The organism is Paraburkholderia atlantica (assembly GCF_000092885.1).
GTDB classification, from domain to species: Bacteria; Pseudomonadota; Gammaproteobacteria; order Burkholderiales; family Burkholderiaceae; genus Paraburkholderia; species Paraburkholderia atlantica.
This window is the reverse complement of record NC_014117.1, coordinates 2,638,598-2,657,176: the sequence shown is the minus strand read 5'-3', so window position 1 is coordinate 2,657,176 and position 18,579 is coordinate 2,638,598. Positions and strand designations below refer to the sequence as shown.

At 64.7% G+C, this 18,579-nt stretch carries 17 protein-coding genes; 11 read left to right on the top strand and 6 right to left on the bottom strand.

Annotated elements, in window-relative coordinates; all coding sequences use genetic code 11:
* Window positions 1-165: 165 nt before the first annotated feature.
* The 5 genes from BC1002_RS11930 to BC1002_RS11910 all read left to right on the top strand — a co-directional run bounded on the left by BC1002_RS11930 (window position 166) and on the right by BC1002_RS11910 (window position 5,277).
* Window positions 166-1,368 carry a branched-chain amino acid ABC transporter substrate-binding protein gene (locus tag BC1002_RS11930; protein ID WP_013090288.1) on the top strand — a complete coding sequence of 401 codons (1,203 nt, stop codon included), beginning with the start codon at window positions 166-168 and terminating at the stop codon, window positions 1,366-1,368.
* A 228-nt stretch (window positions 1,369-1,596) separates the two neighbouring features.
* On the top strand, window positions 1,597-2,547 hold the full coding sequence (locus BC1002_RS11925) for a branched-chain amino acid ABC transporter permease (protein WP_013090287.1): 951 nt from the start codon (window positions 1,597-1,599) through the stop codon (window positions 2,545-2,547).
* Window positions 2,548-2,573: 26 nt separating this feature from the next.
* The gene (locus BC1002_RS11920) at window positions 2,574-3,743 is read left to right on the top strand and encodes an ABC transporter permease subunit (RefSeq protein WP_013090286.1); all 1,170 of its coding nucleotides are present in this window, start codon (window positions 2,574-2,576) and stop codon (window positions 3,741-3,743) included.
* A 20-nt stretch (window positions 3,744-3,763) separates the two neighbouring features.
* Window positions 3,764-4,555: an ABC transporter ATP-binding protein gene (locus BC1002_RS11915; RefSeq protein WP_013090285.1), complete on the top strand. Its 792-nt coding sequence runs from the start codon at window positions 3,764-3,766 to the stop codon at window positions 4,553-4,555.
* 17 nt (window positions 4,556-4,572) lie between these two features.
* Complete coding sequence (locus tag BC1002_RS11910; RefSeq protein ID WP_026228503.1) at window positions 4,573-5,277, top strand: ABC transporter ATP-binding protein; 705 nt, start codon at window positions 4,573-4,575, stop codon at window positions 5,275-5,277.
* Window positions 5,278-5,399: 122 nt separating this feature from the next.
* On the opposite strand, the gene BC1002_RS11905 is transcribed toward BC1002_RS11910, so the two are convergent.
* From BC1002_RS11905 to BC1002_RS11890, 4 genes are all read right to left on the bottom strand, one after another.
* Window positions 5,400-5,693 (bottom strand): GYD domain-containing protein, encoded by a 294-nt coding sequence (locus BC1002_RS11905; protein WP_013090283.1) that lies wholly within the window; start codon window positions 5,691-5,693, stop codon window positions 5,400-5,402.
* A 255-nt stretch (window positions 5,694-5,948) separates the two neighbouring features.
* Entirely contained in the window at window positions 5,949-6,422 is a 474-nt protein-coding gene (locus BC1002_RS11900) for a GNAT family acetyltransferase (RefSeq protein ID WP_013090282.1), read from the bottom strand.
* Between the two features lie 19 nt (window positions 6,423-6,441).
* Window positions 6,442-7,626 carry an acetylornithine transaminase gene (locus tag BC1002_RS11895; protein WP_013090281.1) on the bottom strand — a complete coding sequence of 395 codons (1,185 nt, stop codon included), beginning with the start codon at window positions 7,624-7,626 and terminating at the stop codon, window positions 6,442-6,444.
* Between the two features lie 313 nt (window positions 7,627-7,939).
* Window positions 7,940-8,971 carry a CDP-6-deoxy-delta-3,4-glucoseen reductase gene (locus tag BC1002_RS11890; RefSeq protein ID WP_013090280.1) on the bottom strand — a complete coding sequence of 344 codons (1,032 nt, stop codon included), beginning with the start codon at window positions 8,969-8,971 and terminating at the stop codon, window positions 7,940-7,942.
* Between the two features lie 94 nt (window positions 8,972-9,065).
* Here BC1002_RS11890 and BC1002_RS11885 point away from each other — a divergent pair, with 94 nt between their 5' ends.
* Complete coding sequence (locus BC1002_RS11885) at window positions 9,066-10,103, top strand: NAD-dependent epimerase/dehydratase family protein (protein ID WP_013090279.1); 1,038 nt, start codon at window positions 9,066-9,068, stop codon at window positions 10,101-10,103.
* A gap of 116 nt (window positions 10,104-10,219) precedes the next feature.
* On the opposite strand, the gene BC1002_RS11880 is transcribed toward BC1002_RS11885, so the two are convergent.
* Complete coding sequence (locus tag BC1002_RS11880) at window positions 10,220-10,408, bottom strand: hypothetical protein (RefSeq protein ID WP_013090278.1); 189 nt, start codon at window positions 10,406-10,408, stop codon at window positions 10,220-10,222.
* 167 nt (window positions 10,409-10,575) lie between these two features.
* On the bottom strand, window positions 10,576-11,286 hold the full coding sequence (locus tag BC1002_RS11875) for a pseudouridine synthase (protein ID WP_013090277.1): 711 nt from the start codon (window positions 11,284-11,286) through the stop codon (window positions 10,576-10,578).
* 94 nt (window positions 11,287-11,380) lie between these two features.
* Here BC1002_RS11875 and BC1002_RS11870 point away from each other — a divergent pair, with 94 nt between their 5' ends.
* From BC1002_RS11870 to gsiB, 5 genes are all read left to right on the top strand, one after another.
* Window positions 11,381-12,646, top strand: coding sequence for an MFS transporter (locus BC1002_RS11870; RefSeq protein WP_013090276.1), 1,266 nt, complete (start codon window positions 11,381-11,383; stop codon window positions 12,644-12,646).
* Window positions 12,647-12,780: 134 nt separating this feature from the next.
* On the top strand, window positions 12,781-13,839 hold the full coding sequence (locus BC1002_RS11865; protein WP_013090275.1) for a MurR/RpiR family transcriptional regulator: 1,059 nt from the start codon (window positions 12,781-12,783) through the stop codon (window positions 13,837-13,839).
* A complete protein-coding gene (locus BC1002_RS11860) occupies window positions 13,836-14,825 on the top strand; it encodes an isoaspartyl peptidase/L-asparaginase family protein (RefSeq protein WP_013090274.1) in 990 nt (329 codons plus the stop codon). The genes BC1002_RS11865 and BC1002_RS11860 overlap by 4 nt, the downstream gene beginning before the upstream one ends.
* 70 nt (window positions 14,826-14,895) lie before the next feature.
* Window positions 14,896-16,818, top strand: coding sequence for a dipeptide ABC transporter ATP-binding protein (locus tag BC1002_RS11855; protein WP_013090273.1), 1,923 nt, complete (start codon window positions 14,896-14,898; stop codon window positions 16,816-16,818).
* Between the two features lie 136 nt (window positions 16,819-16,954).
* Window positions 16,955-18,517, top strand: a complete 1,563-nt coding sequence (gene gsiB, locus BC1002_RS11850; RefSeq protein ID WP_013090272.1) for a glutathione ABC transporter substrate-binding protein GsiB — start codon at window positions 16,955-16,957, stop codon at window positions 18,515-18,517.
* Window positions 18,518-18,579 lie beyond the last annotated feature (62 nt).

Here is an 18,579-nt window from a genome sequence, read left to right as displayed (position 1 = left end):
TTGCTCTTTTTAGCGGATTTTGCTTTAAATAGCAGGTTGCAATGCAGGAAAACCCCACCGGTTCAACAATATTGCCACCCGCATAATTGGAGTTACAATGCGCGCGTTCTCAAGGCCTTGAGGTCCTGGACAGTGGATTTTGCAAGGCGCAGGAGACCTTACTTGATGCGAGTCAAATTTGCTTACGCCGTGTCCATCGCGGCCGCGGTCGCGCTGCTGACCGCGTGCGGCAAGAAACAGGATGGCGAAGCGGGAGCGGGCGCATCGGCGGCTTCGTCCGCGGCGGTCGCCGCGGCGAGCGAAGCGACTATCGTGAAGATCGGTCATGCGGCCCCGTTGACGGGCGGCATCGCGCATCTGGGCAAGGACAACGAAAATGGGGCGCGCCTCGCGGTCGAGGAAATCAATGCGCAGGGTCTGACGATCGACGGTCGCAAGATCCAGCTGCAACTCGACGCGCAGGACGATGCGGCGGACCCGAAAGCGGGCACCGCCGTCGCGCAGAAACTGGTCGACGATCATGTGGTCGCGGTGATTGGGCACCTGAACTCCGGGGTTTCGATTCCGGCGTCGAAGATCTACAGCGACGCGAGCATCGTGCAGATCTCGCCGTCGTCGACGAATCCGGCCTACACGCAGCAGGGGTTCAAGACGACTTATCGGGTGGTCGCGACCGATGCGCAGCAGGGTCCGGCGCTCGCCAATTACGCGACGAAGGCGCTCGGTGCCAAACGTATTGCGGTCGTGGACGATGCGACCGCCTATGGCAAAGGTCTCGCGGACGAATTCGCGAAGACCGCCGAGGCGAGCGGCGCGAAGATCGTCGCGCGGGAGGCGACGAACGACAAGGCCACGGATTTCCGGGCCATTCTCACGAAGATCAAGAGTGTTCAGCCGGACGCGATCATGTTCGGCGGCATGGACGCGACGGGCGGGCCGTTTGCGAAGCAGGCGGCGGCGCTCGGTATCAGGGCAAAAATCCTTGGCGGCGACGGTGTGTGTACCGACAAGGTAGGTGAGCTGGCGGGTACCGCCGTGCAAAACCTGGTGTGTTCGGAAGCAGGACTCGCGCTTTCGAAAATGACCAATGGAGCGGACTTCGAAAAGAAGTACGAGGACCGCTTCCACACGCCGGTGCAGATTTACGCGCCGTTCACGTATGACGCTGTGTACGTGATCGTCGATGCAATGAAGCGCGCTAATTCGATCGAGGCGCCCAAGGTGCTGGCTGCGATGCCTTCGACCGATTACAACGGGGTAATCGGCCACATCGCGTTCGACGACAAGGGTGATTTGAAAGAGGGCGCCATTACGCTTTACGACTTCAAGGACGGCAAGAAAGCAGTGCTCGACGTCGTAAAGATGTGATGACGGGAAGTTCGGCCTGACGGCACCGACACCATCCAACGGTGCCGTTTTTGCATCCGCCCAAGGGGAGCCCGCGACCGCATCACGGTCGTCAGGGCAAGCCGGCAGCGGATAACCCTTACCGGTCTTTTACATCAGTACCCGCAGTGCCGTTGAGATTCGTAGTGCATCACCGCCCACCGGCAGATGAGAAACGCGAATCCAGTCGCACGGGCTAAGGAGCAATAAATGGATATCTTCATCCAGCAGATCCTGAATGGACTGGTGCTTGGCAGTGTCTACGCCATCATCGCACTGGGCTATACGATGGTTTACGGCATTCTGGGCATCATCAACTTCGCTCACGGCGATGTGTTGATGGTGGGCGCGATGGTTGCGCTCTCCGCCATAGGTGTGCTGCAGAACCACTTCCCCGGCCTCGGCAACGTGCTGACGCTGGTCATCGCGTTGGTCATCGCGGCGGCAGTCTGCGCGGTGGTTGGCTACACGATCGAGCGCGTGGCCTACCGGCCGTTGCGCCGCGCACCGCGTCTCGCGCCGCTGATCACCGCGATCGGTGTGTCGATTCTGCTGCAGACGCTCGCGATGATGATCTGGTCGCGCAATCCGCTGCCGTTCCCGCAGCTGTTGCCCACTGACCCGATCAACGTGATCAAGGCCACCGACACAACGCCCGGCGCCGTGATCTCGATGACCGAAATCGTGATCATCGTGGTGGCGTTCGTCGTGATGGGCGGCCTGCTGCTGCTCGTGCACAAGACCAAGCTCGGCCGCGCGATGCGCGCGATCGCCGAGAATCCGAACGTCGCGAGCCTGATGGGTGTGAGCCCGAACTTCGTGATTTCGGCAACCTTCATGATCGGCTCGGCGCTGGCTGCCCTCGCCGGCGTGATGATCGCGTCCGAATACGGCAACGCGCACTTCTACATGGGCTTCATCCCCGGCCTGAAGGCCTTTACCGCGGCGGTGCTCGGCGGTATCGGCAATCTCGGCGGCGCGATGGTCGGCGGCGTGCTGCTCGGCCTGATCGAGCAGCTGGGTGCCGGCTATATCGGCAACCTCACGGGCGGCGTGTTCGGTAGTAACTACCAGGACGTGTTCGCGTTCATCGTGCTGATCGTCGTGCTCGTGTTCCGTCCGTCGGGTCTGCTCGGCGAACGTGTCGCGGATCGCGCCTGATCCCGGGCCACAAGGAGTCAACAATCATGACCTCAATTCAACCGATCGAGCCGTCCACGACGCTCATTCCCGAAAAGAACCGCACCAAGACGCTGACCATCGGCATCCTGACGACGATCTTCGTGATCGCGGCGCCGATGATCATCGGTGCGGCGGGCGGCAACTACTGGGTCCGCGTGCTCGACTTCGCGATGCTGTACGTGATGCTCGCACTGGGCCTGAACGTGGTGGTGGGTTTTGCCGGCCTGCTGGACCTGGGCTACATCGCGTTCTACGCGATCGGTGCCTACACGGCCGCGCTGCTCAGCTCGCCGCACCTGTCGACGCAATTCGAGTGGATCGCGGCGCTCGCGCCGCACGGTCTGAACGTGCCGATCTGGATCATCGTGCCGATCGCGATGGCGCTGGCCGCGATGTTCGGGATTCTGCTCGGCGCGCCGACGCTGCGACTGCGTGGCGACTATCTGGCCATCGTGACCCTCGGCTTCGGGGAAATCGTGCGGATCTTCATGAACAACCTCGACCGTCCGGTGAATATCACCAACGGTCCGAAGGGGATCACCGGGATCGCTCCGGTGCAGATCGGCGGCTTCAGCTTCGCGCAGTCGCACTCGCTGTTCGGCATGCAGTTCCCGGCGGTGTACCTGTACTACTACCTGTTCGTGCTGTGCGCGCTGTTCGTGATCTGGACGTGTACGCGTCTGCAGCATTCGCGAATCGGCCGCGCATGGGCCGCGATCCGCGAAGATGAAATTGCCGCCAAGGCGATGGGCATCAACACCCGCAACGTGAAGCTGCTCGCGTTCGCGATGGGCGCGTCGTTCGGCGGCTTGTCGGGCGCGATGTTCGGTGCGTTCCAAGGCTTCGTGTCGCCGGAATCGTTCACGTTCTGGGAATCGGTCGTGGTGCTCGCCTGTGTGGTGCTCGGCGGCATGGGCCACATTCCTGGCGTGATCCTCGGCGCGGTGCTGCTCGCGGTGTTCCCCGAGTTCCTGCGCTCGACGATGGGTCCGCTGCAGAACATGATCTTCGGCCATGAAATGGTCGATACCGAAGTGATCCGTCAGCTGCTGTACGGTCTCGCGATGGTCGTGATCATGCTGTATCGCTCGGAAGGCCTGTGGCCCGCGCCGAAGCACGAAGACAAGATTGCGAAGCTGGCAAAGCGTAGCGGCAAGAAGCCGGTGCGCGCATAAGGTCCGGTGGAGAAAAAGACATGAGCGATAACGTAAGCAACAACGCGGCGATCCGTCTGTCGGTGAAGGGCGTCAACAAGCGCTTCGGCGGTTTGCAGGCGCTTTCCGAGGTCGGCCTGCAGATCCGCGCGGGCGAAATCTACGGTCTGATCGGCCCGAACGGCGCCGGTAAGACGACCTTCTTCAACGTGATCACGGGTCTGTACACGCCGGATTCGGGCGAGTTCAAGCTCGACGGCGAGAACTACACGCCGACCGCGGTCTATCAGGTCGCGAAGGCGGGCATCGCGCGCACGTTCCAGAACATTCGCCTGTTCGGCGGCATGACCGCGCTCGAAAACGTGATGGTCGGCCGTCATGTGCGCACCAAGCACGGTCTGCTCGGCGCGGTGTTCCAGACGCCGGCCGAACGCAAGGAAGAGCGCGAAATCAAGGAGCGCGCGCTCGAACTGCTCGACTACGTCGGCATCACGCAATACGCGGACTACACGTCGCGCAACCTGTCGTATGGCCACCAGCGGCGCCTCGAAATCGCCCGTGCGCTGGCGACCGATCCGAAGCTGCTCGCGCTCGACGAACCGGCGGCCGGCATGAACGCCACCGAGAAGGTCGAGCTGACCAGGCTGCTCGACAAGATCCGCGCGGACGGCAAGACGATTCTGCTGATCGAACACGACGTGAAGCTCGTGATGGGCCTGTGCAACCAGATGACGGTGCTCGACTACGGCAAGGTGATTGCGCAGGGTCTGCCGCAGGACGTGCAGAAGGATGCGAAGGTGATCGAAGCTTATCTGGGTGCGGGGGTCCACTGATGTCCACGACGCAAGCAATGTTGAAAATCAAGGGCCTGCAGGTCAACTACGGCGGCATCCAGGCGGTCAAGGGTGTCGACCTCGAGGTCGGGCAGGGCGAACTCGTCACGCTGATCGGCGCGAACGGCGCGGGCAAGACCACGACGATGAAGGCGATCACGGGCCTGAAGGCGTACGCGGCCGGCGACATCGAGTACATGGGCCAGTCGATCAAAGGCCTGCCCGCGCATGAGTTGCTCAAGCGCGGTCTCGCGATGGTGCCGGAAGGGCGCGGCATCTTCGCGCGCATGTCGATCGTCGAGAACATGCAGATGGGTGCCTATCTGCGCAACGATGTCGACGGTATCAAGTCGGACGTCGAGCGCATGTTCGGCTTCTTTCCGCGTCTGAAGGAGCGCGCCTCGCAATACGCGGGCACGCTGTCGGGCGGCGAGCAGCAGATGCTCGCGATGGCGCGCGCAATCATTTCGCGCCCGAAACTGCTGCTGCTCGACGAACCGTCGATGGGCCTGTCGCCGATCATGGTCGAGAAGATCTTCGAAGTGGTGCGCTCGATTTCCGCGGAAGGTATGACGGTGCTGCTCGTCGAGCAGAACGCGCGTCTCGCGCTGCAGGCGGCCAATCGCGGCTACGTGATGGACTCCGGTCTGATCACGATGTCGGGCGACGCGAAGCAGATGCTCGACGATCCGAAGGTTCGGGCCGCCTACCTGGGTGAATGAGTGGCTGAATAAGTAGCTGATGAGTTGGACGTGTGCCCGTTTTCTCGCACACATCCGGCTTGCGACGCGCCTCACGATGCAACGTCGTGCGGCGCGTTTTTTCTTGCCGACCAGGGCGTGAATTATGGGAGTTTCCCGATAACCGCACTGATTTCGTCTTTGGTGAACGCACGCAGTGTTTGCGAGCGGACATTGCCGGCCGAGCCGAGTGCGAAGCCGAAGGCGAGGAAGCTCTGCTCGTCTGCCGCTTCGACGACCGAGACAATGTCGTATTCCCCCAAGGTCCAGTAGATCTGCTTCATCTCGCAGCCAAAAGTTTTCGCCATCTCTGCCGTCTGCCCGGCTCGCTGTGCTGTGTTCTTGATCGTGCGGATCCCCTGATCCGTGAATTGCAGGAGCACCACATAAGTCGCCATGAAGATTCCCCTCAGGATTCAAACGCGTTGGGACTCGGATGCATGAGCCGCCGCGGGGAGCGTCGCGAACCGCCGCGAAGGTCTCTTCCAGCCCCGGCGTCGTCTCGTGCGTAAACGATTCTAGGCAATCCGTCTGCCCGCCATCTGCTATTTGTCCGAATCCGCCGATATGTGCGCTGCTCGCGAGAACAATGAAAAAGGCCGCATCCGCCAACCAGCGCATGCGGCCTTCTTTCATGAGGTGTGCGACGCGAATCAACTCGCCGGGGCTGCGTCCGCGTATTGGCCGAGCCGCTTGCCGAGGCTGATCACCGCATCGGCGCGATAGCCGAGCGCATCGTAGAACGCGCGCACTTCAGGCGACGCCGACGACAGTACCTGCAGGTTCAGCTTCGGACAGCCAAGCTTCGTCAACTCGCTCTCGACGTGCGCGACGAGCCGCGTGCCGATGCCATGACGTCGCAGCGAAGTGTCGACCGCGAGCGAATACAGCCAGCCGCGATGTCCATCATAGCCGCCCATCACCGTGCCGACGATGCGTCCATCGAGCACCGCGACGAAGAACAGTTCCGGTTGCATCGCGAGCTTGTTCGCGATCGACAGACGCGGATTACGCTGCGGTCGCGTCACGTCGCGATACTCGGGAAACACCTGCTGCCATAGCGCGATCACCGCTTCGGTATCGCTCGCGTCGAAGCGGCGGATCGACGGCGTCGTGTTCGTCGTCATCGGTGCGCTCCGCAGTGGATTACAGCGAGTCGAGAACCGAGCGCAGCATCGCCAGCATCTGGTCGATCTCTTCGGTCGTCACGTTCAGCGCTGGCATGAAGCGCAGCAGGTTCGGGCGCGCGGCGTTCAGCAGCACGCCGTCGGGTTGCATTTCGCGCGCCTTCTCGACGATCTGGTTGCCGATGTCCTTGCCGAGCAGCAGCGCGCGCAGCAGACCCTCGCCACGCTCGCCCTTGAAGCCACGCTCCTCGGACAGCTCGAGCAGCTTCGCGCGCAGATATTCGCCGCGCGAGCGCACGCCTTCGAGGAAGCCCGGCGCCGTCAGCTGCGAGATCACCGAGTAGCCGACCGCGGTCATCAGCGGATTGCCGTTGTAGGTGCCACCCTGGTCGCCCGCTTCGAACACGGCGATTTCCGCCTTCGACAGCAGCGCCGCGAGCGGCACGCCACCGCCGATGCCCTTGCCGAGCGTCATGATGTCCGGCTCGATGCCCGACAGCTGATACGCGAACAGCGTGCCGGCGCGACCGCAGCCGCTTTGCACTTCGTCGACGATCAGCAGAATGTTGTGCTTTTTCGTCAGCTCGCGCAGTTGCTGCATGAATTCGCGGGTAGCGGGAATCACGCCGCCTTCGCCCTGGATCGGCTCGAGCATCACCGCGACGGTTTTCGCATTGATCAGCTTTTCCACCGACGCGATGTCGTTCAGCTCCGCCTTCGGGAAGCCCGGCACCTGCGGCGCGTAGATCGTGTCCCAGCCCGGCTTGCCGCTGGCCGACATCGTCGCGAGCGTGCGGCCGTGGAAGCTGTGGTCGAACGTGATGATCTCGAACGCGCCGTCCTTGAACTTCCTGCCCCACTTGCGCGCGAGCTTGATCGCGCCTTCGTTCGCCTCGGCGCCGCTGTTGGCGAAGAACACCTTGTCGAAGCAGCTGTGCTGCGTGAGCAGACCCGCGAGCTTCGCCATCGGCTCGTTGTAGAACGCCGGCGACGGGTTGATCAGCAGCTTGGCCTGGCTGTTCAGCGCTTCGATCATGCCGTCGTTGCAGTGGCCGAGGCTGTTGACTGCCCAGCCCTGAATGAAATCCAGGTAGCGCTTGCCGTTGTTGTCGTAAATCCACGAGCCTTTGCCGTGCGTGAAAACGATTTCGGGCCGGTTCGTGATGTACATCAGCGAATCGATTGGATACTCATTGAAATTCATGTCGGCGGGCTCCAGGGCAAAGGTAAAAGCAGAATGAAGAAACGGTGACGGTTCGGCCAATAAAAACGGCGGCCGGAAAAGCAGAAAAGCCACGGCATGCCGTGGCTTTCATGATTCGAACAGCTTGCGCCCAAATTTGTGTGTGGCGCGAGTCCGTGACGAAGCCAGCGGCGTCCCTAGGGGAGCGGCGAGCGGCGACGTCGGAGTTCGGACTGGATGCGGTTCATGCGCGAAAGAATACGATAAGAAAAGCACCGGTGTAAACCATGAATTTGCACTGGTGCTGCATCAGGGCGATTTTGCCGGCGTGCAATCAGACCGCGTTCGCGAGATCGGCGGCGCTCGTGAACGAGTCCGCGTAGAACTCGTCTTCCGGCAGCTGGTGATGCTGCGTGAAGTCGCGCAGCGCCGATTCGACCATCACCGGCGCGCCGCATGCGTACACCTGGTAGGCCGACAGATCGGGCAGATCCTCGATCACCGCGCGATGCACGAAGCCGATGCGGCCCGTCCATGCGTCGCCCGCATCGGGCTCGGAGAGCACCGGCACGAACTTGAAGTTCGGAATCTCGCGCGCCCATTGCTCGGCGAGTTCGAGCAGATACAGGTCTTTCTTGCGGCGCGCGCCCCAGTAGAGCGTCATGGGGCGCGTGAGGTTCTTGAACACCGCATGCTCGACGATCGCCTTCAGCGGCGCGAAGCCGGTGCCCGACGCGAGCAGCACGATCGGCTTGTCCGAGTCTTCGCGCAGGAAGAACGTGCCGAGCGGTGCTTCGAAGCGCAGGATGTCGCGCTCCTTCATCGTGTTGAATACATGATCGGTGAACGCGCCGCCGGGCATATGGCGGATGTGCAGCTCGATCGGGCCTTCGACGTGCGGCGCATTCGCCATCGAATAACTGCGGCGCTTGCCGTCCTTCAGGATGAATTCGAGGTACTGGCCGGCCAGATATTGCAGACGCTCGTTGGCGGGCAGTTGCAGCTTGACGACGATCACGTCGTCGGCCTTGCGCTCGATCGCGTTCACGCGACACGGCAGCTTCTTGACCTGCACGTCGCCGACGCCGGCCACTTCGCGGATGTCGACTTCGAGATCGGAGCACGCGGTCGCGCAGCACAGGAGCGCCATGCCGCGCGTCTTTTCGTCGTTCGACAGCGCCGACGACGAGTGCGCACGCTGTTCAACCTCGCCGCTGACGACTGTGCCCTTGCACGAACCGCACGCGCCGTTCTTGCAGCCGTACGGCAGGCCGATGCCTTGACGCAGGGCTGCGGAGAGCACCGGTTCGTCCTGTTCTACCTGAAACTGCCGGCCGCTTTGCCGGAGCGTGACGTTAAATGCCATAAAGTGTTCGGAATCGAAAAAACGGAATCGAAATCGGACCCGCCGGATCAACCGCGCGGTACCTGTTGCGTGTGACCGCTACAATGCGCCCACCATGAAAGCGACACGAAACTTCCGCCGGCCGCGCGTGCTGATCGTAGGATGCGGCGACGTCGGCATGCGCTGCGTGCCTCTGTTGCGGCAGCGCGCGCATGTCTTCGCATTGACCAGCCATGCCGCGCGCTGCGACGAGTTGCGCGCCGCGGGCGTGACGCCGCTCGTCGGCGATCTCGACATGCGCGGCAGCCTCAAACGGCTCGCGCGCCTCGCGCCGACGGTGCTGCATCTGGCGCCACCGCAAAAGTCCGGCGACGACGACCGGCGCACTCGCGCGCTGCTTGCGACGCTAGGTGCAGCGGGCCGCATGAACGCTTGCGCGGCGCGGTCGTCCGTCGCGCCGATCGCGCGGCTGCGCCGTGCGCGCGCTTCAGGTCTGGGCGCTGAAACACCCGCTATTGTACCCGACGGGGTGCGACGGACCGGCGCTTCGCGGGCACCGGTGCGCATCGTTTACGCAAGCACGACGGGCGTCTACGGCGATTGTCGCGGCGCGTGGATCGACGAAACACGCGCGACGCAGCCCGCGAATGCGCGCGCCAAACGTCGCGTGTCGGCAGAGCGGCAGTTGCGGCGCGCGACCGCGCGCGGCAGCGTCGCCGCGAGCATCGCGCGGATTCCGGGCATCTATGCGGCTAACCGTCTGCCGCTCGCGCGGCTCGAAAGAGGCACGCCAGCGCTCGTCGATGCCGACGACGTCTACACGAATCACATCCACGCCGACGACCTCGCCGCGATCCTCGTGCGTCTCGCCAAGCATGGCCGGCCGGCGCGCGCGCTGCACGCGTCCGACGATTCGTCGCTGAAAATGGGAGAGTATTTCGACGCGGTCGCCGATGCCTTCGGGCTCGCGCGAGCGCCGCGCATCACGCGCGAGCAGGCGGAGCAGCAGATCGATCCGATGCTGCTGTCGTTCATGCGCGAGTCGCGCCGCCTCGTGAACCGGCGTCTGAAGGAGGAATTGGGAGTACGTCTGCGCTATCCGAGCGTCGACGATTTCTTGCGCGAAGCGAAGGGGAAGGGCAAGGGCGGCTAGGCCAGCAACAGAAGCAAAAATGCCGCCTCGCGGGGCCACCTGGCCCCGCAGAAATAGCACCTGCGCCGCACCGCATCAATGCACCGCGCAAAACGAGCCGCGCGGTCCAACCGGCATCAGGTCAGCGTCGGCAGCACTTCCAGCAACAGGAAGCACAGCATGCCGCCGATCAACGCGCCGATCAGGTTCGGGTGGTACTGGTGCCGCCGCCGCATGATGACCAGCAATCCGCCGACCAGCAGCAGAGCAAAGCAGATAAACGCGATCATCGCGTGCGAAAACGCCATCGTGCCGTCGATATGCATGGCGCCCCTCCTTGAAACCTTTGTAGTCGTTTGTTTAGACGAGTATAGGGCGACATGTAAGCAACGGCATGCTGCAACGCAGCGGCCTATGTGCGGTGCACCGCAATGCGCGCAGTCTTTCTCCGGCGCATCAAAGGCTTAGGTGGCACTCACTGCGCGCTAGTCGTTTACCCGGCCCGCAGCGCGGCGAGGCCCGCTTCGTCGAGCCATTGCCATGCGCCGGGCGCGAGCGTCGCGGGCAGCACGAGGCCGCCGATCCGCTCGCGATGCAGCGCCTCGCAGCGGTTGCCCGAGGCCGCGATCATCCGCTTGACCTGGTGGTATTTGCCTTCGAGCACGGTGAGCGCGAGCGTGTGGGTGTCGCGCGCCTCTGCGTCGAGCGCGGCGCTCGGTTTCGTCTCGCCGTGCAGCAGTACGCCGTCGCGCAGTGCGGCGAGCTGCGCGTCGTCGAGCGGATGGCGCGTGGTCGCGACGTAAAGCTTCGGCACCTTGCGTTTCGGCGACGTGAACTGATGCACGAACTTGCCGTCGTCGGAGAGCAGCAGCAGGCCTGTGGTGTCCTGATCGAGACGGCCGACGCACTGCACGCCGCGCTCGGCGAACTGCGGCGGCAGCAGGCTGAACACGCTCAGATGATGCTGCGGATCGCGCGAGCATTCATAGCCGACGGGCTTGTTCAGCAGCAGGTACGCGTGCTCGCGATACGGCCATTCGACGCCGTCGACGCTGAAGCGCAACGCGCCGCTATCGACAGCGAAATCAGCGTCGGCATCGGTGCAGATTGCACCGTCGATGCCGACGCGGCCGTCGCCGATCAGCGCGCGGCACTGGCGGCGCGAACCGAAACCTTGAGTAAAAAGGATGCTTTCGAGATTCATGGCGAGCGAAGAATAACACCGCAAGAAGCGGGGCGCCCCGCAAGTCCCAAGCGCCGACGATGAATGCCTCACGTCAAACCTCGGGAGTGCATCGATGTCCGCCACCACGTCTTCGTCGTCTTCGCCTTCCAACGCACAGCGACTGCCCGGCGCTTTCCAGCGCCTTGCCTGGTCGAACCTGTGCGCGCAATCGGCCGAGCAGATCAGCCTCGCCGCCGCCCCGCTCGTCGCGGTGTTCGCGCTCGGCGCCAACGCGCGCGATACCGGCCTGCTGCAAACCGCGCAGACGCTGCCGTTCCTGTTGCTGTCGATGCCGCTCGGCGTCTGGGCCGATCGCCGCTCGCGCCGCGTGCTGATGACGCTCGCCGAAAGCGTACGGCTCTGCGCGATGCTGTGCGTGCTGCTGCTGGTGCTCACGCATGCGCTGAACCTGCCGCTGCTCGCGGCGCTCGGCTTCGTCGCCGCGACGGGCACGGTTGCCTACAACGTCGCGGCGCCTTCACTGGTGCCGTCGATCGTGCCGCGCGACGCCTATGCGAGCGCGAACGGCCGGCTCGAACTCGCGCGCAGCGTCGCGTACTCGGCGGGGCCGGCGCTGGGCGGCGTGCTGGTCGGCTGGATCGGCGCGGGTTGGGCGTATGGCGCCGCGGCGGCGTTGTCGGCGCTCGCGGTCGCGTTGCTCGCGGGATTGCGCGAGCCGCCACGCGCGGCCGCGCCGCGGCGGCACTTCATGCTGGAGCTGCGCGACGGCACGCGCTTCGTGCTGCGCGATCCGTTGCTGCTGCCGATCCTGCTGACCGCGGTGTTCTTTAACCTCGGCTTCTTCATCCTGCAGGCGGTCTATGTGCCGTACGCGGTGCATCGGCTCGGGCTCGATGCATCGGCGGTCGGCGTGACGCTCGGCGCGTACGGTGTCGGTATGGTGTGCGGTGCGCTCGCTGCGCCCGCGATCGCGCGGCGGGTCGCGTTCGGCCGTCTGCTGATCATCGGACCGTCGTGCGGCCTGCTCGCGTCGCTGGTCATGGTCGCGACGCTCGTCGCGCCATCGTTCTGGCTCGCGCTCGCGAGTTTCTTCCTGCTCGGCGCGGGACCGATCCTGTGGGTCGTCGCCTCGACCACGCTGCGTCAGGCGATCACGCCCGAACGAATGATCGGCCGCGTGTCGGCGCTGATCAGCACGGCTACCTATGGCGCGCGGCCGGTGGGCGCGCTGCTGGGCGCCGCGCTCAGCGCGCGCTGGAGCATCGACGTATGTCTCGTCGCGGCCGCGCTCGCGTTTCTCGTGCAGGCGCTGATCATCTTGATGTCGCCCGTGGCGCGGCTCATGGACATTCCCGAGCAGAGCACGACGGCGTGCTGAGCGAACCCCCTTTCCCTGAAGGGCTTTGGTCGGTGAAAACCCTCGCAACATGAAAATGAATTTTTTTCGGTGCGGGTTTCATGTAAATATGTTTTCATCGAGTCCATCTAGAACAACCGCGCCTGTCCGCTCGCATGATCCATCACCCGTCCGCTGTGTCGAACCCCGCCGAGCAGGCCATTGCCGCGCGCATCAGCGCCGCGATGCCGACGCTGACGCCGATCCACCAGCGCATGGGCGAGTACGTGCTGGCCAATCTGTTCCGCGCGGCGACGATGCGTATCGACGAGCTCGCGAGCGTGGTCGGCGCGTCGGTCGCGAGCGCGAATCGCTTTGCGCGCGCGCTCGGCTTCGACGGTTATCCGCAGTTTCGCGAGGCGCTCGTGCGTGGCTTCGAGGCGACGCTCGCGCCGGTCGAGCGGCTGCGCAGCGCGCAGGAAACGCTCGCGGCCGGTGACGACCTGATCGACGCGTCGCTCGAGCAGGCCGCCAACAATCTGCATGCAACGCGTACGTCGATCGATCGCGCGACCGCCGACGCCGCCGTCGACGCGATCATCGCCGCGCGCCGCGTGTTCGTGATCGGCTTCGGCGCCAGCGCGTTTCTCGCGAGCCTGATGGAGCACGGGCTGCTGCCGTATCACGACAACGTGCATTCGCTTGCGCTGAGCGGCGGGCCGTCGCATGCGGCGCGGCACCTCGTGCGTTCGGGCGCGGGCGATCTCGTGATCGGCATCGCGTTTCCGCGCTATGTCGAGGACACGATCGAGCTTGCGCGCCGCGCGTCCGAACGCGGTGCGCGCGTGCTCGCGCTGACCGACGGTCCGCGCTCGCCGCTCGTGCGGTTCGCGGAGCTAGCGCTGTATGTCCGCACCGACCGGCGTCTCGCGTCGAATGCCGATTCGGCCGTGCTCGCGGTCATCGAGGCGTTGTGCGACGCGGTCGCGTATCGTGCGCAGCGCTCGGTCAAGGCGGCCGCCGAGGTCAGCGAGTTCGTGCTGCCGTGGCTGTTCGATCCGCAATCCGGCGCTGCCGGCGCCGCGCAGGAACCGGCGCGCGCCCCGAGCAAAGCCGCACGCGCGAAGGCCGACGGCAGCCAGGTCAAAGGCATCAAAGCAACGGATACCGAGGCAAAAGCCATCGCGGCAGTCCGCACTTCCCGAACCAACCGCACTCCACGATCCAAACGATGAACTCCAACGCAGTCATTGCCATTCACGGCGGGGCAGGGACGATCCTGCGCACGTCGATGTCGGCCAACGCCGAAGCCGAATATCACGCGGCGCTCAACGCGGTGCTAAGCGCCGGCCAGCGCGTGCTCGCCGACGGCGGCAGCGCGCTCGACGCGGTCAGTGAAGCGGTGCGGCTGCTCGAAGACTGCGCGCTCTTCAATGCGGGTCACGGCGCGGTCTACACCGCGGCCGGCACCCACGAACTCGACGCCGCGATCATGGACGGCCGCACGCTCGACGCGGGCGCAATCTGCTGCGTGAAGCGCGTGCGCAATCCGATCCTCGCCGCGCGTCGCGTGCTCGAGCGCAGCGACCACGTGCTGTTCACCGGTGAAGGTGCGGAAGCGTTCGCGGCCGCGCAGGGGCTCGAATTTGTCGATAACAGCTACTTCGATACCGACGCGCGCTATCGCCAATGGCAGCTTGCGCGCGAGCAGCAGCGTCCAATGCTCGATCACGACGCCGCGACGCTCGTGTCCACGTCGCCGAACAACGGCGACCCGATGCCGCACGAGCCGATCGATCCGAACCGCAAGTTCGGCACCGTCGGCGCGGTCGCGCTCGACCGTCACGGGCATCTGGCCGCCGCGACCTCGACGGGCGGCGTGACCAACAAGCAGGTGGGCCGCGTCGGCGACACGCCGCTGATCGGCGCCGGCTGCTACGCCGACGACGCGACCTGCGCGGTCTCGACCACCGGCTCCGGCGAGATGTTCATGCGCATGGTCGCCGCCTACGACGTCGCCGCGCAGATGGCCTATCGCCGGATATCGCTCGAAGAAGCCGCGCACGACGTCGTGATGAACCGCCTGCCGAAGATCGACGGACGCGGTGGACTCGTCGCTGTCGACGTGCATGGCAACGTCACGCTGCCGTTCAACACCGAAGGCATGTACCGAGGTTTCGCGCGGTTGGGCGAAGCGCCGGTCACGGCGATCTATCGCTAGGCGCCGCGGTGTGTCGCCACACTGCTGAAACCCCGTTAGCCGCGTTCGAATTCAAAGCAAAGGAATCACCGTGCCGACTTCCTCGCACACCGCCCGCCCGCTGATCGAAACCCTGCCGCCGCAGCGCGTGCTCGCGGTCGACGATCTGACGGTCGCGTTCCGCCGCGGCGACTCGACCTTCAACGCGGTGCGCAATCTGTCGTTTACGGTCGAGCGCGGCGAGACGCTCGCGATCGTCGGCGAATCGGGCTCGGGCAAGTCGGTCACGTCGCTGGCGCTGATGCGGCTGATCGAGCATGGCGGCGGCCGTCTTGCCGGCGGCAGCATCGCGTTCCGGCGGCGCGACGGCAGCGTGCTCGATCTCGCGAAGACGTCTTCCGGCACGATGCGCACGGTGCGCGGCGCCGACATCGCGATGATCTTCCAGGAGCCGATGACCTCGCTCAATCCGGTCTTCACGGTCGGCGACCAGATCGGCGAGGCGATCGCGCTGCACCAGGGCAAGAGCCGCGAGGCTGCGCGCGCCGAAACCTTGCGTCTGCTCGAACTCGTGCGGATTCCGGAGGCGAGGCGCGTCGCGGCGCGTTACCCGCATCAGTTGTCGGGCGGCATGCGCCAGCGCGTGATGATCGCGATGGCGTTGTCGTGCAAGCCCGCGCTGTTGATCGCCGACGAGCCGACCACCGCGCTCGACGTGACGATCCAGGCGCAGATTCTGCAACTGATCCGCGGCTTGCAGGACGAGATGAACATGGGCGTGATCTTCATCACGCACGACATGGGCGTGGTCGCCGAAGTGGCCGACCGCGTGCTCGTCATGTATCGGGGCGAGAAGGTCGAGGAGGGCGCGTCCGACGCGCTGTTCGCCGCGCCGTCGCATCCGTACACGAAGGCGCTGCTCGCGGCGGTGCCTCGGCTCGGCTCGATGCACGGCACCGATCAGCCCGCGCGCTTCCCGATCCTGACCGTGGAGCAGGCCGGCGCGGCCGGCGCCGATGCCGCGGTGCAGCCCGCCGCGGCCGTCGCCGAAGAGGCGCAGCCTCCGGTGCGCGACGACACGCCGCCGATTCTGCGCGTGCGCGATCTGGTCACGCGTTTTCCGGTGCGTAGCGGCCTGTTCGGCCGCATGACGGGCCGCGTGCATGCGGTCGAAAAAGTCAGCTTCGATCTGCGGCCCGGCGAGACGCTCGCGCTGGTCGGCGAATCGGGTTGCGGCAAGTCGACCACGGGCCGCTCGCTGCTGCGGCTCGTCGAAAGTCAGAGCGGCTCGATCGAATTCGCCGGCAAGGAAATCAGCTCGCTGAGCGGGCCCGCGTTGCAGGCGCTGCGCCGCGATATCCAGTTTATTTTCCAGGACCCGTTCGCGTCGTTGAATCCGCGCCTGACCGTCGGCTTCTCGATCATGGAGCCGCTGCTCGTGCACGGCGTCGCGCAGGGTGCCGAAGCGCAGGCGCGCGTCGCGTGGCTGCTCGAGAAAGTCGGCTTGCCGGCCGAGGCCGCGCGCCGCTATCCGCATGAATTTTCGGGCGGGCAGCGTCAACGTATCGCGATTGCACGCGCGCTCGCGCTGAATCCGAAAGTCGTGATCGCCGACGAATCGGTGTCCGCGCTGGACGTGTCCGTGCAGGCGCAGATCGTCAACCTGATGCTCGATCTGCAGCGTGAACTCGGCGTCGCGTATCTGTTCATTTCGCACGATATGGCGGTGGTCGAGCGCGTCAGTCATCGCGTCGCGGTGATGTACCTCGGCCAGATCGTCGAGATCGGTCCGCGCCGCGCGGTGTTCGAGGCGCCTCAGCATCCGTACACGAAGAAGCTGATGAGCGCGGTGCCGGTCGCCGATCCCGCGCGCCGTCACGCGAAACGCCTGCTTGCCGCCGACGATATACCGAGCCCGATTCGCGCTCTGCACGACGAGCCGGTGGTCGCGCCGCTCGTGGCGGTGGGACCGGATCACTTCGTCGCACAGCATCGCGTCGGCGGTGCCTATTGAGCGAAGCGCCGCATCGCGTCGAAGCGGAAGACCTGAAACAAAACTCGAAGCACCCGCAATAGAAACACCCGCAATTGAAATCAAGCCAACCATAAAGACCCTGTCACACCTTTAACTCGCAGCCTGGAGCAATCTCATGAACCTGCTGTTCCCGTCCTCTCCGTTTCGTTTGCGCGCGCTCGTCAGCGGCGGCGCGGTGGTGTTCGCGATGCTCGCGGGCAATCTGGCGCACGCCGAAACCACGGCCGTGATGGCCGTCGCGTCGACCTTCACGTCGCTCGATCCGTACGACGCGAACGACACGCTGTCGCAGGCGGTCGCGAAATCGTTCTACCAGGGGCTGTTCGGTTTCGACAAGGACATGAAGCTCGTCAACGTGCTCGCCGACAGCTATGAGGCGAGCCCCGACGCGCGCGTCTATGCGATCAAGCTGCGCCATGGCGTGAAGTTCCAGGACGGCACCGACTTCAACGCGGCCGCCGTGAAAGCGAACTTCGATCGCGTGACCGATCCGGCCAACAAGCTGAAGCGCTACAACATGTTCAGCCGCATCGAGAAAACGGAAGTAGTCGATCCGTACACGGTGCGCGTCACGCTGAAGGCGCCGTTCTCGGCGTTCATCAACGTGCTCGCGCATCCGTCGGCGGTGATGATTTCGCCGGACGCGCTGAAGAAGTACGGCAAGGACATCGCGTTTCATCCGGTCGGCACGGGTCCGTTCGAACTCGTGAAGTGGGACCCGGCCGGCGACCTGACTGTGAAGAAGTTCGGCGGCTACTGGAAGAAGGGCTATCCGAAGATCGATGCGATCGACTGGAAGCCGGTCGTCGACAACAACACGCGCGCCGCGCTGATGCGCACCGGCGAAGCGGACTTCGCGTTCCAGGTGCCGTTCGAACAGGCCGCGCAACTACAGTCGAGCCCGAAGGTCGATCTGATCGCGGCGCCGTCGATCATCGAGCGCTACATCAGCATGAACATGAACCAGAAGCCGTTCGACAACCCGAAGGTGCGTGAAGCGCTGAACTACGCGGTCAACAAGGAAGCGCTGACGAAGGTCGCGTTCGCCGGTTACGCGACGCCGGCCGACGGCGTGGTGCCGGAGGGCGTCGACTACGCGGTCAAGCTCGGACCCTGGCCGTACGATCCGGCGAAGGCGCGCGCACTGCTGAAGGAAGCGGGCTATCCGAACGGTTTCGAAACGACGCTGTGGTCCGCGTATAACTACTCGACCGCGCAGAAGGTGATCCAGTTCGTGCAGCAGCAGCTCGCGCAGGTCGGCATCAAGGCGAGCGTCGAGGCGCTCGAAGCGGGTCAGCGCGTCGCCAAGGTCGAAAGCGCGCAGGACCCGGCGACCGCGCCGGTGCGCATGTACTACGCGGGCTGGTCGTCGTCGACCGGCGAGGCGGACTGGGCGATCAGCCCGCTGCTCGCGGGCTACTCGATCCCGCCGAAGATGGTCAACACGTCGTACTACAAGAGCGACGCGGTCGACAACGATCTGAAGCAGGCGCTCGAAACCACCGACCGCACGCAGAAGGCCGCGCTGTACGCCGACGCGCAGAAGCGCATCTGGGCCGACGCGCCGTGGATCTTCCTCGTCAAGGAGAAGGTCGTGTATGCGCGCAGCAAGCGTCTGTCGGGCGCTTACGTCGCGCCGGACGGCTCGTTCAACTTCGACGAGATCGCGATCAAGTGATGAGCTGACGAGGCGGCATGCGCAGGCGGCGGTTCACTGAGCCCGCCGCCGCGCCACCGCCG